Annotated in this window: 10 protein-coding genes; 4 read left to right on the top strand and 6 right to left on the bottom strand. The window is 45.3% G+C overall.

The annotated features are described in order from the left end of the window. Positions 1-33 precede the first annotated feature (33 nt). From QP339_RS08045 to QP339_RS08065, 5 genes are all read right to left on the bottom strand, one after another. Positions 34-1,251: an ABC transporter permease gene (locus QP339_RS08045; protein ID WP_284911081.1), complete on the bottom strand. Its 1,218-nt coding sequence runs from the start codon at positions 1,249-1,251 to the stop codon at positions 34-36. Next, positions 1,244-2,149: an ABC transporter ATP-binding protein gene (locus QP339_RS08050; protein WP_284911082.1), complete on the bottom strand. Its 906-nt coding sequence runs from the start codon at positions 2,147-2,149 to the stop codon at positions 1,244-1,246. Before QP339_RS08050 ends, QP339_RS08045 begins: the two co-directional genes overlap by 8 nt. Before the next feature lie 235 nt (positions 2,150-2,384). Then, a complete protein-coding gene (locus QP339_RS08055) occupies positions 2,385-3,497 on the bottom strand; it encodes a lactate oxidase (protein WP_070619946.1) in 1,113 nt (370 codons plus the stop codon). 1,002 nt (positions 3,498-4,499) lie between these two features. Then, the gene (locus QP339_RS08060; RefSeq protein WP_284911083.1) at positions 4,500-6,248 is read right to left on the bottom strand and encodes an ABC transporter ATP-binding protein; all 1,749 of its coding nucleotides are present in this window, start codon (positions 6,246-6,248) and stop codon (positions 4,500-4,502) included. Continuing rightward, positions 6,241-7,959 (bottom strand): ABC transporter ATP-binding protein, encoded by a 1,719-nt coding sequence (locus QP339_RS08065; RefSeq protein ID WP_070616405.1) that lies wholly within the window; start codon positions 7,957-7,959, stop codon positions 6,241-6,243. The genes QP339_RS08060 and QP339_RS08065 overlap by 8 nt, the downstream gene beginning before the upstream one ends. 170 nt (positions 7,960-8,129) lie before the next feature. On the opposite strand from QP339_RS08065, the gene QP339_RS08070 reads away from it, so the two are divergent. Then, positions 8,130-8,426 carry a hypothetical protein gene (locus QP339_RS08070; protein ID WP_284911084.1) on the top strand — a complete coding sequence of 99 codons (297 nt, stop codon included), beginning with the start codon at positions 8,130-8,132 and terminating at the stop codon, positions 8,424-8,426. Here the strand turns inward: QP339_RS08070 and QP339_RS08075 are convergent. Then, complete coding sequence (locus QP339_RS08075; RefSeq protein WP_284911085.1) at positions 8,416-9,288, bottom strand: fumarylacetoacetate hydrolase family protein; 873 nt, start codon at positions 9,286-9,288, stop codon at positions 8,416-8,418. The genes QP339_RS08070 and QP339_RS08075 overlap by 11 nt on opposite strands. Positions 9,289-9,528: 240 nt before the next feature. On the opposite strand from QP339_RS08075, the gene rpsF reads away from it, so the two are divergent. Genes rpsF through rpsR form a run of 3 tightly spaced genes read left to right on the top strand, consistent with a single transcriptional unit; the run spans position 9,529 to position 10,709 of the window. Then, complete coding sequence (gene rpsF / locus QP339_RS08080) at positions 9,529-9,819, top strand: 30S ribosomal protein S6 (RefSeq protein WP_284911086.1); 291 nt, start codon at positions 9,529-9,531, stop codon at positions 9,817-9,819. Positions 9,820-9,852: 33 nt separating this feature from the next. Next, on the top strand, positions 9,853-10,443 hold the full coding sequence (gene ssb / locus QP339_RS08085; protein ID WP_070616411.1) for a single-stranded DNA-binding protein: 591 nt from the start codon (positions 9,853-9,855) through the stop codon (positions 10,441-10,443). 26 nt (positions 10,444-10,469) lie between these two features. Then, positions 10,470-10,709, top strand: coding sequence for a 30S ribosomal protein S18 (rpsR, locus tag QP339_RS08090; RefSeq protein WP_083272419.1), 240 nt, complete (start codon positions 10,470-10,472; stop codon positions 10,707-10,709). Positions 10,710-12,538 lie beyond the last annotated feature (1,829 nt).

A 12,538-nucleotide genomic window follows, 5' to 3' on the forward strand; every position in this document is an offset into this window, starting at 1 on the left:
CTGGCTTTTTCTTATGAATTTTTGTTCGTATTTCTAAGCCTCTTTCTCGCTGCGCCAGAGGGTCCAGGACCGCTTCAGGGTGTCCAGCATGCCCTTGTCACTGTAGGTGAGGACATTGCTCTTGTAGAAGGCCGCTGAGAGGTAGAAGATGGCTACCATCGTGATCAGACTGAGGACGATAGAGAGGCCAATTTCGAAGCCTGAGACACTCTCTCCAGCGATACGGAAGGGCATCACGAAAGGCGTGAAGAAAGGAATCTGTGAGCTGATCCGCACCAAGGCATTGTTGGCTGAGGAAGCGAAGGCGAAGAGGCCGATATAGAAGCCCGCAAAGCTTGTATAGATCAGGATACCGATGAGGGCAAAGACCAGGCCCAAGGCAAAAATGGGCAGAGCTTCTTGGACCAGACTGCCTAGTTGTAAGTTGTCTAAGAGCTCATCTGGAATCGGCAGGCTAACTAGGGAGCTAGCAAAGGCAGCCGCTCCTAGGAGATAGAGGATTAGGTAGCAGCCAATTTGAGTTAGGATCATGAGCCCCACCCCAATCATCTTGCCGAAGAAATGGGTCCGGGCTGGGATACTGGAGAGGATAATTTCCATAATCCGCGAGCCCTTCTCTGCTGCAATCTCTTGGGCAATGATGTTGACATAGGAGATGATAAAGAAGAAAACAATAAAGCAAGTAAAATAGGCCATAAATGAGCGAATGATATACTTGACTGAATTCCCCTCTTCTTGGGAAAGCTGACCATCGTCTCCGAAATTCAAATTATTGACATTGATTGCTACCGATTGGTTTTGGAGCTTGGCCAGGTCAGCTTGGCTGAGGCCTAGACTTTCTGCCAGACTTAAGACCTGTAAATCTTGGAGGCCTTTTTCAATCGTGTCTAAATTAACATCGCTAGAAGTGGTCTTGTGGAAGAAGTTGGCCTTGATTTGCCCTTCTTCTTCGCCAACTTCCAGGTAGCCATCAATCTTATCATCGCGTAAGGCAGCTTGGGCCTCTTCCTGGTTGAGGTCCAAGATAATTTGATTGTGGCCCTTATTCGCCTCTACAATCTCTTGGATTTCGGGAGAAGCCTGGACCAAGGCGATATCCCCCGACTTAGTAGCCTCGCTCTGACCAATGAAGTAGCCGATGAGGCCAAAGACAGCGACCATAACCAGGGGTGAGACGACCATCCAGACGAAGGACCAAGAAAAGACATTCTTGCGGTAAACATTCTTAGCGACAGTCCATAATTTACTCATTGGAGCCACCTGCTTTCATTTTAAAGATTGCTTCGAGTGTAGGCGGTTGCTGGCTGAAGGCTTTAATATAATGGCCCTGGGTCACTTGGTCGAAGATCTGCGAGCCATAACTTTCATCCTGGAGCTCCAATTGATAGACGCCAGGGCGGTCGCTTTCAACCTTGTCCACACCTTCTAATCCGGCCAATTGTTCAGCTGTCCACTTGTCTGTCTCCAGGTAGAGCCGGGTATTGCCGAAGCTTTCACGGACTTGGTGGATGGGGCCATAGAGCACGCGCTTGCCATCATGGATCATAATCAGTTCATCACAGAGCCGCTCGACATTATCCATATTATGGCTGGAGAAGATGATAGAACTCCCCTGGTCTCTCAGATAGAGGATGCCATTCTTGAGCAAGTCAGCGTTGACCGGGTCCAAGCCAGAAAAAGGCTCATCTAGGATCACAAATTCAGGTTCATGGATGAGGGTGGCGATCAGTTGGACTTTCTGCTGGTTCCCCTTAGACAGGGTTTTAATCTTGTCCTGGCGTTTGCCCTTAACCTTGAAGCGGTCCATCCACTCATCAATCCGACCCAAGACATCCTGGCGCTTCATCCCCCGCAATTCAGCGAAGTAAACAATCTGCTCTTCGATGGACATCTTCTCGTAGAGCCCCCGCTCCTCTGGTAGGTAGCCGATAATATTATAAATTTGGGTGTTCATGGCCTTGCCATTCCAGGTCACACTACCCTCGCCTTCTGGTGTCAAAAAGTCCAAGATCATCCGGAAGATGGTCGTTTTTCCAGACCCATTACGGCCAATCATGCCAAGAATCTTTCCGTTCTCCAGCTGGAAGGAGACATCATCAACCGCAACATTCTGCCCGAAAGTCTTGGTTAGGTGCTTAGCTTCAAGCATTTCCCTCACTCCTTTAATTTTTCTTAAAATTAATTTATCCCTAGTATAGCATGTGTACCCAAAGACATAAATTAAAGACTAGATCTTCTGGGGAAAAATATTTGTGTATTGACAGTGATTAACTAAATGATAGCGATTACAATTTGGATTGTGAGCAGAAGGCATGCTCACTCATACGATTTACTTTAGAAAAAAAACTGGCTTCCCCAAAAGGAGGAAGCCAGTGACTTTGGTCCTAATTCCAGTTATCTAAGGCTTTTAAGCGGGCTGCTTTGACTTGGTCAATGTTTTGCGTTCCAGCCAATTGCATCACGCGTTTGAGGTCGGTCTCGAAATACTCAAAGACGGACCGCACGCCCTTCCAGCCGCCTAGGGCTAAGCCGAAGAGGACAGGACGGCCCAGAGCAACCAGGTCGGCACCTTGGGCTAGGGCCTTGAAGATGTGTTCACCGCGGCGGACACCTGAGTCGAAGACAATTGGTACCCGGCCAGCAACCGCATCAGCAACTTCGGCTAAGCATTCAAAGGAGCCTGGTGCTTCGTCTAATTGGCGGCCACCGTGTGTGGATACCCAAACACCGTCAGCCCCTGCTCCGATGGCCACATTGGCATCCTCAGCTGTTTGCAGACCTTTAACAAAGACAGGGAGGTCTGTGTTTTTCTTGATAAATTCCACATCACGTGGCGTAATCTTCTGCTTAGACTGGCCATAGATATTGTTGAGGGACATATTCTCCCCAGTGCCGCTTAGGTAGCGGGAAACAATTGGCATACCAAAGGGATAAACAAATTCATTCTTGTCATCGCGGTCCCGGTTACCAGAAATCGTGGCATCAGCTGTTAGAATAATAGCGGAGGCACCATCTGCCTTAGCCTCGTTTAAGATATTGATATTTAATTCATCATCTTTAGACATATAAATTTGGAACCAGCGTGGGTTACCTTGGAGCCCTTCATCGATCTCTTGGAAGCTTGCGCCAGAATAAGCAGAAATGGACATAATGGATCCACCAAATTCAGAAATTCCCTTGGCTGTCCCAGCTTCTTTACTTTCGTGGGCTAGACCGTGGGCAGCGATAGGCGCCATGATGAAAGGTACTTTAAGTTTTTGGCCAAAAATTTCAGTTTCTGTCTCTGGGAATTCCACATCGGCCAAGACACGAGGAAGGATGCCTTGCGATTTAAAGCATTGAACATTGCGTTTTAAGGTGAATTCTTCCCCAGAACCACCGGCTAGGTAGTCAAAGCCTCCCTTAGGCATGACTTCTTTAGCTAAATCTTCTAATTCAATCGTATTGTAAATAGTTAAATCTTTCACCTCAGAAGGTGCTTTGTATTCGGCTGACATAATTTTTCTCCTTTTCTGTGAATAATGAAAGCTTAATGAAAACACTTTCTTTATACTCTTAAATTAACATAAAAGCCTTAAATTAAAAAATAAAACGCTTACTTTTTAATAAAAAATTATCGCTGTGAAATATAGACTATAGGTATAGATTGAAAGATTCAGTTTTAGGACTCAAGATTTAGTTTGACGTGTAGGGATTTGTTGACCTGCGACTTGCTTGTGTTAACTTTCGAATACAGATCTTGTTCGCAAGTTGGCCCCCTGCTAGGCAAGCTGCCTAGCCTCCTCATAATGTAAACAAGCTAGCAAGGGCCCTTGCTAGCTTGTTGATTCTTATTTTATATTTTCAAGATTGATACTGCATGTATCCAAAGCTAAGCGCCAAGTCTCACACCCTCCAGTCGGGTTTGCAAAGGAAGAAAGGAAGTGACTTCAGCAAAAGAGACCGATCGGCTGAAGCCGCTCTTGTCTCTTTTGCCTCCAGTCATTCCTTTCTAACCGCCTCTGCTCACACCCTGGTCTAGTCGGGTTCGAGGATGCAGAAAGGGCTCCTCTTCGCAAAAGTCCGTCGAAGGCTTGCAGCCTTCTCTGGTCTTTTACTCCAGAGGTCCAGTTCTAAACGTGCGTCCTCACACCCTTTCCAGTTGGGCTCGCAGAGGCAGAAGCTTCTCCACTTCACACGAACGAAACGTGCAAGCAGAGCTTGCTCTTATTCGTTCGTGCTCCAGTGGTAAGCTTCTAACCTCCTCTGCTCACACCCTGGTCTAGTCGGGTTCGAGGATGCAGAAAGGGCTCCTCTTCGCAAAAGTCTGTCGAAGGCTTGCAGCCTTCTCTGATCTTTTACTCCAGAGGTCCCTTTCTCCCGCATCCTCTCACACCCTTAGTCGGGTTCGCAAGAGCAGACTTGAAGTGATTTCAGCTTATCGAAACGTCTGACTATCGTCAGCCTTTTTCGATGAGCTTCCAATCATTCAAGTCTAAACGCTCTTGCTCACACCCTTACTATTCCGCGAATTGGCTTTGGTAGAGTTTGGCGTAGGTGCCGTTGAGGGCGAGGAGTTCTTGGTGGCTGCCTTGTTCGACGATATCCCCCTGGTCGAGGACGAGGATGCGGTCGGCGTCGACGATTGTGGAGAGGCGGTGGGCGATGACGAAGTTGGTTCGTCCGGTCATGAGATTGGCCATGGCTTCTTGGATGAGGCCTTCTGTCCGGGTGTCGACGGAGGAGGTAGCTTCGTCCAGGATGAGGATATCAGGGTCCGAGATGAAGGCCCGGGCAATGGTGAGGAGCTGGCGTTGGCCTTGGGAGATGTTGGAGGCTTCTTCGTTGAGTAGGGTGTCGAAGCCATCTGGGAGGCTCTCAATGAAGTGGTAGCAGTAGGCTTGTTTGGCCGCCTGGATCACTTCTTCTTGGCTAGCTCCGGACTTACCATAGCGGATGTTTTCTTCGATACTGGCTTGGAGGAGCCAAGTGTCTTGGAGGACCATGCCAAAATGTTGGCGCAGATTATCGCGCGGTACCTGGCGAATGTCTGTTCCGTTGATCCGGATCGCCCCCTTGCTGACATCGTAGAAGCGCAAGAGGAGGTTGATCAGGGTGGTCTTACCGGCCCCCGTTGGCCCCACAATGGCAATCGTTTGCCCCTGGTCCACTTCTAAACTCAGGTCTTTGATAATGGGATGGCCGGCTTCATAGGCAAAGCCCACGTGGTCGAAGCTGATGCTTTCGATAGGCGATTCAATTCGTGCCTCATCGCAGTCGACTTCTTCAGGTGCATCCAGAAATTCAAAGACCCGGTCGGCCGAAGCCAGGGTTTCTTGGAGGAGATTGGCCATCTCTGCCATGGTATTGATGGGGCGAGTCATCTTCTGACTATACTGGATAAAGGCCAAAACGTCCCCGACGAGTATCTGCCGGTTGAGGACGAGGAGGCCGCCGACGATGGCAATAGCGACATAGCCCATGTTGCTGACAAAAGTCATCACAGGTAGGAGGACCCCCGCCATAAAGCTGGCCTTGTAAGACACATCATAGAGCTTGTCATTGTAGGTACGGAATTCTTTGTCGGCCCGGTCTTCATAGTTATAAGCCTTGATCAGGTCCGTCCCAGTAAAGCTTTCTTCAACGTAGGCGACCATAGCTCCCAGTCCTTTTGCCTTGGCACGGAAGTATTTCTGCGACCGGTTGGTAATAAATCGAGTAGCAAAGAAGCTCATAGGTATCGTGATGAAGAAAATAGCTGTCATGACACCGGAAATCCGGAGCATCATTACGATGATACCTAGGAGGAGAATGATCCCATAGAAGACTTGGCTGATGGTCTGTTGGATATTCTTACCCAAAATTTCGACATCGCTGGTCATCCGACTCAAGAGATCACCTGTACGGGATTGGTCGAAGTAAGCTAGGGGGATGTGTTTGACTTTACGGGAGACTTCTTCTCTGAGCCTTAGGATAAAGTTCTGAGAGATATAAGTGAGCAGTTGGCCTTGGATGAAATTAAAAATACCAAGGGCCAAGTAGATCCCCAATAAAATTACACAGAGCCTAGCTACAGCCTGGAAGTTAATAGCCTGGCCCGATTGGACATCGTGGAAGAGCTGGCTGGTTAGGTCCCCCATCATGCGTGGGGCGATGATATCGCAAGCAGCGATAACTAAGGTAGAAAGAACACTAAGCCCTAAGAAGAGCTTGTATTGGCCGAGATAGGCAAGGAGCCGGGGTAAAGTTTTTTGTGTTTTCTTAGTCATGGTCAGCCGCCTCCTCTCCTTGGCTTAGGGCAATTTCACGGTAAATTTGATTATGAGCTAGCAAGTCCTCATGGCTGCCGAAACCTTTGACCTGGCCATTATCGAGGACTAGGATCTTATCGGCATGGCGGATTGTGGCCACACGCTGGGCGACAATAATTAAGATGGCCTGGTCTAGGGCTTCCTGGAGGGCCTGGCGGAGCTCATAGTCCGTCTGATAGTCGAGGGCAGAGAAGGAGTCGTCGAAGATATAGACAGGAACCTGACGACTCAAGGCCCGGGCAATGGCTAGACGCTGGCGTTGCCCTCCCGAGAAGTTGTTCCCCCCGCGAATCATAGCTTCGTCGAGTGGGTTTTCTGCGGGCAGAAAATCACGTGCCTGGGCAATGCTTAGATTATTAAGCAATTGATCGTCGCTAACTCCCTCGTTACTATAGGACAAGTTGTCACGGATAGACTTGGTGAAGAAGAAGTTTTGCTGGGGCACATAGCTCATCTGGTCGCGCACACTAGCGGCTTCTAAGTCTTCAATATCTTGGTCGTTAATGAGTAAGTGGCCGGTGCTTGGATCATAGAATTGGAGCAGGAGTTTGAGTAGGGTCGACTTCCCTGATCCGGTTCCCCCAATAATGCCCAGGGTCTGGCCACGTTCGATGCTAAAGTTAATCCCTTTTAAGGCTGGCAGATTGGCGCCTGGGTAATAGAAGGTCAACTCACGGGCTTCAATCCGTTGAATCGGCTCTTGGAGGGAAGTCTGCCCCCCAATTTCACGCGTTGGATAGGTCAAGAGTTTATTCACCCGCTGGGCCGAAGTAAAGGTCCGCGGCAGCATGGTTAAGAGGTGGGAGATCATAATCAAAGCCGAAAGGACCTGGGTAATGTACTGGAGATAGGCCATCATATCTCCAATCTGCAAGTCCCCCTGGTCGATCAGGTGAGAACCAAAATAAGCCACCCCAACTAGGGAGAAGTTCAAGATAATGGTCAAAAGAGGCATAACGGTAATCATAATACGGTTCACCTTGAGAGCGGTTTGGTAGTAGTCCTCATTGGCCTCACTGAAGATTTCTTCTTCATAACGGTTACGGGAAAAGGCTCGAATAACCCGCAGCCCCGTCAAACGCTGGCGGAAAAGCAGGTTGATGCGGTCGAGATAGGCTTGCAACTTAGGAAAATAAGGCAAGGCCACTCGAAAGACAATATAGGTCCCGATTAGAATTAAGGGTAAACTGAGAAAAATGACAAAAGACAAGCGGAGATTGGTGGTCAGGGCCATAATCAGCCCACCCACAAACATTAAGAGTCCCCGGACCCAGGGCCGCATGCCCATCAAGGCCATTTGTTCAATTTGATTGACATCATCCGTTGTTCGGGTAATTAAAGAGGAAATCCCGAAGTCTTCGGTCTCATCGAAGGTCATGTGGTTGACCTTGGTATACATTTGGTGGCGGACGTCCCGGGAGAAGCCCATAGCTGCCTTAGCCGAGTGGTAGGCGGCTGAGCCCCGGCAGAGGACGGTCACAAGAACAACGAGCAACATGACGCCCCCTATCCTAAGAATCAGCTGGGTATCCCCATTGGCCACCCCCTGGTCGACCACCGTAGACATTAATTTGGGTAGAAAAAGTTCACCCAGAGCATTTCCGAAGGTCAGTAAAATAACGAGTAAGATTCGCCAACGGTAAGCTCTTAGGTAAGCAAATACTTGCACAATCGAGTGCCTCCAATCTAATCAAACGATCACTATTGATCATAATTGCGTACCCTCCACTTTATCACAAGCCAGGCCAGCAAGCGAATAAAAGAACTCAGTCCTCCCATTTGCAGCCAAGAGAATAAATCCGGTAGAATATAGTTAAGCCTAAGAAAGGAGGGCTCGTGATGCTTTATCTTATCTTTCTTATCCTGGCTGTAGTGACCCTAGGACTTGGTTTTTGGGCACTGAAGCAGGACCGGATCGCTTTTTACAGTCTTGACCAAAACCAGGCCGACCACAACCACCTACTTGCCCAGGGATTGGGGGTTAGCCTCCTATTTGCTGGAACGGTTCTAGCCTTTATTTTAGTTATCGTTTATTTCTTCCACTTACCGGCCTATTTATTACTTATTGTGGCAGCCTTCATCTACCTGACAGTCTTTGTCAAACTAGCGCAAATGAAGGGCTCGCTCAAGCAATAGTATTCTCCAGTCTGCCGATCCCTTCAATCGTCACACAGACCTGATCACCCGGCTGCAGCCAGACTCGGTCTTCAGCTTTTTTACCCGCAATGACCCCATCCGGCGTCCCAGTGAAGATGAGATCACCCGGCTTAAGTGTCATATGACGGGACAGGTAGCTGACAATTTCAGGAATGCTGAAGATCATTTGTTGGGTCGAAGCGGTCTGGACCGTCTGACCGTTCACCTGGCAGCTAATGGCGAGCTGCTGGGGATCAAGCTGGTCCGACAAGCTGACATAGGGACCGACTGGCGCAAAACCATCTCCCGTCTTCCCGACCAACCACTGACTACTGGCGAATTGTCGGTCTCTCAAGGAGAGATCGTTACCTGCCGTATAGGCAAAGATCATGTCTGTCCGGAAATCTTTTGCTCGGATGTCTTTGATTTCTTCCCCCACGATTGCGACAAGCTCAGCCTCATAGTCGAGCTGGCTGCCATAACTTGGAAAAGGAATCTTTTGTCCAGCCGCTGCCAAGGCATTATTAAACTTAGAGAAGATCGTCGGTTCTTCCCGAGCATCCGACCGGTCCACTTCATCGATATGGTCCTGGTAGTTGAGCCCAACGCAGAGAATTTTCTCTGGCTCTAACACAGCGGGCAAAAAGTCAAAGTCCCCTTCTAAAGTAGGCAAGTCTTGTCCAGTTAGAGGTCTAAGCCGGTCAATTAAGGTCTTGGCCTGGTCAGCCTGCAGGAGGTCATCAATCGAATGGATTATTAAATTTTCATGGTCAAAGATCCAGTCACTGAGGGCGTAGTGCTTGTCGTTTATGTAAGCACCCAAGCTAGCTTGTCCCTGGTGGAAATAGTTAAAGAATTGCATGGAAAAACCCCTTTCAATAAAAGCTCTTATCTCCATTATAGCCCATCGCTTGGTGGAATGCCCCTAAAATGCTAGATGGGCCCCAGAAGCTATCAGAGAAATAATTATGTAAAAATACTGAGCAATTACTTGCGTCATTTTTCCCAGTCTGTTAAAATATAATATTGTGAGTATGAATATACTCTCCTTGCTCTTTTCTAATGAGGAGAGCCACAAGACCAAAAGGAGGTGCGAAAGCCAATGACTAAATATGAAGTTTTATACATTATCCGTCCAGATTTAGATGATGCGTCAAAATCAGCCTTAGTTGAAAACTATGACAATATCTTAACTTCAAACGGGACTTCAATCATTGAATCAAAAGACTGGCAAAAACGTCGTTTCGCATACGAAATTGAAGATTTCCGCGAAGGAATCTACCATATCGTAGAATGTGAAGCTGAAGATGCTGAAGGCATCAACGAATTTGACCGTCTCGCTAAGATCAACGACGGCATTTTACGTCACATGATCACTAAAATTGAAGCTTAATGAAGACTAAGATTACGAGAGAGGGATTATCATATGATTAACAATGTCGTATTAGTTGGCCGATTAACTCGAGAAGTCGATTTACGTTATACGCAAAGCGGCATCGCTGTTGCTAACTTTACAGTAGCTTGTGATCGCAACTTTCGTAATTCACAGGGTGAAACTGAGACAGACTTCATTTCCTGTGTGATGTGGCGTAAGTCAGCCGAAAATTTTGCTAAGTTTACCCGGAAAGGTTCCCTCGTCGGAATTGAAGGGAGTATTCAAACGCGTAACTACGAAAACCAACAAGGACAACGTGTTTACGTAACAGAAGTTTTAGCTAATAATTTCAGCTTACTAGAACCAAAATCAGTTACTGAAAGTCGTCCACAATCTAACAATAATTCATATGGTAACAATGCTTACCAAGGCAATAACTTTGGTTCATCAAACCAAAATCAAGATCCATTTGCTTCCCAAGCAAATCAAGATCCTTTTGCCTCTAATGATAATTCTTCTCCGTTTAGTGCAGGCGGATTTGGCAATGACAACCCATTTGCTTCTGGTAACAACGACCAGAACCAATCGTCTAACAATGATGGGGCCTCGATTAATATTGCCGATGATGACCTGCCATTCTAAAAATGGAATAAAGGAGGATAATGAACATGGCACAAAATCGTCGTCGTGGTGGCCGTAGACGTAGAAAAGTATGTTTCTTCTGCGCTAACCATGTAGATCATATTGATTTTAAAGATACAGATTTATTACAACGTTATATTTCTGAAAAAGGTAAAATCTTACCTCGCCGTGTAACTGGTACATGTGCAAAACACCAACGTGCTTTAGCAACTGCTATTAAACGTTCACGTGTAATGGCCCTATTACCATTTACCGTTCAGGACTAATAGAAGAGAGCACCGGGTATCAACCGGGTGCTTTTTTTATGCCTGTGTATAAACATATGTTCCTAAAACAAAAGTTTTCCACATGTTAATTCTATTTATGCACAGGTGTGAATAGTTATGAGGCTAACTGTGGATTGTTCCACGTGAAACAGCCTAGAATTTGCCCACAGCAACTATCCACAAGACTGTTCATAAGTGGACAAGCCTGTTGATTTGTGGATAATATGTTTGTAAAACAGGAGTTTTGTCCGTTGATAGGAACATATGTTCTTATTCATAACATTATTATTGATTATTAGATAAAAAAGGACTTAAACATGGAAAAGTATAAGCCTAATGTGGATATCCTTGAATTGTGGATAAAAATAAAAAATAATGTTCCTCTCGTCTAGTGTGGATAAGTATAAAATTTTCTTTTTATAAAGCTGTGTATAAGTTCTTCTAGCTAAAAAATGATTAGCGATGTGAGTAAATCTTTTAATGTGCCACGTGGAACAAAATGAAGTTTTTTAATTGGGACTATAAAGGGAAATATGATAGCGTAATATAATGAATTGGCTTATTCTCCATTGCTGAGTTTTTGAGAATACATAGTCCAAGAAAAATACTGAATTAGTCTTAAGTTAATGAAAAGATCTAACTTCCTAGCAGATTTAGGATAACTTTGACCAAAATAATCTTAATATAAATGATTAAATATAATACTTTCCTAAGCAAGAATACCTATTATTGAATCATCAGATTGTGTAATAAATAAAAGAGAGACGATTTTTCTTCAAGAATGCAAGAACTATCGTCTCTCTTTTTTTATATTTTGCTAGTGATGTTAATAGCCGTAAGTAAATAAACAATGCTTTCCTAAAATTAGTAAATAAATGTTGTCCACTAGTTGCTAATATATTGCTAGCTTTACTTAACCCACTTCGATGTTTCACGTGGAACAATAGACTGTGTGTGCCACAGAAGCCTTTTACTAAATATGGAAGACATCTAGAATTTAGGGCTAGATTTCAAGTTAATGAAAACAGTATTGTTGACTATAGCTAATACTTCTCTCTAAAAAATGTCTTCTTTAAAAAGGATATTGAATGTGATATGTAGGTTAAATCGATTAATTTTAATTCTATATGAACGTGTGACAAAAGTCGATTAGTCCTGAATTCGGAATATATATCTGTAATTCGTTCTAGCTTTCGATCAGCTATAGCACAACTTATCTGTGAACTATGGGAAACTGTTGGTAAAGGATTGGACATAGTTAGTAGTTGGATTCATTTTCCCAACCTTCACCTTCATGTGACTTCACAAGTCAAGTCTCCTATACACAGTCAAGTCTTGAAGAGTGTTCTAATTCTGATGGCTTACTCCAGTGAACAAAAGCTAAGCGGACAAAGCTTACATTCACACTTCTGGTATAGTTGTTGAGTTGGGCTCGCAAGATTCGACTTGAAGTGATTTCAAGTCATCGAAAGGTCTAAATAGCATCATCTTAATTCTCCATACCATTTAGTTGTAAAGACCAGCAATATTAAATTAATTTATCCAAGCGGAGGCCAGTGGAGAATAATTAATTACTGAATAAAAGTGTGATCCTTTCTATTTCTACTTAATCGTGTTATTAAAGTAATTTTGCTATTTGTGTTTCACGTGAAACAATGATTGTAGATGTTTGTCTCTTGTTTATCTTATTGGATATTGTAATTGTTAATCATATCTATGACAGCTAATCTTTATTTATAAGCTCAATCGTTGAAATTGGGAGGAGGCGAAAACTTTTAAGTTAGACAGATTATAATTGCTTACTGTTGAGTAGTTAGTTCTGAATCAGC

The sequence above is a fragment of the Aerococcus sp. UMB7834 genome (genome assembly GCF_030215145.1).
Lineage (GTDB): Bacteria > Bacillota > Bacilli > Lactobacillales > Aerococcaceae > Aerococcus.

Bases quoted from the DNA above. Each gene is read 5' to 3' on its own strand.
- QP339_RS08070 (WP_284911084.1), top strand. From the start codon at position 8,130: ATGCTTTATCTTATCTTTCTTATCCTGGCTGTAGTGACCCTAGGACTT.
- QP339_RS08055 (WP_070619946.1), bottom strand. From the start codon at position 3,497: ATGTCAGCCGAATACAAAGCACCTTCTGAGGTGAAAGATTTAACTATT.
- QP339_RS08050 (WP_284911082.1), bottom strand. From the start codon at position 2,149: ATGCTTGAAGCTAAGCACCTAACCAAGACTTTCGGGCAGAATGTTGCG.
- ssb (WP_070616411.1), top strand. From the start codon at position 9,853: ATGATTAACAATGTCGTATTAGTTGGCCGATTAACTCGAGAAGTCGAT.
- QP339_RS08060 (WP_284911083.1), bottom strand. From the start codon at position 6,248: ATGACTAAGAAAACACAAAAAACTTTACCCCGGCTCCTTGCCTATCTC.
- QP339_RS08045 (WP_284911081.1), bottom strand. From the start codon at position 1,251: ATGAGTAAATTATGGACTGTCGCTAAGAATGTTTACCGCAAGAATGTC.
- rpsF (WP_284911086.1), top strand. From the start codon at position 9,529: ATGACTAAATATGAAGTTTTATACATTATCCGTCCAGATTTAGATGAT.
- QP339_RS08075 (WP_284911085.1), bottom strand. From the start codon at position 9,288: ATGCAATTCTTTAACTATTTCCACCAGGGACAAGCTAGCTTGGGTGCT.
- rpsR (WP_083272419.1), top strand. From the start codon at position 10,470: ATGGCACAAAATCGTCGTCGTGGTGGCCGTAGACGTAGAAAAGTATGT.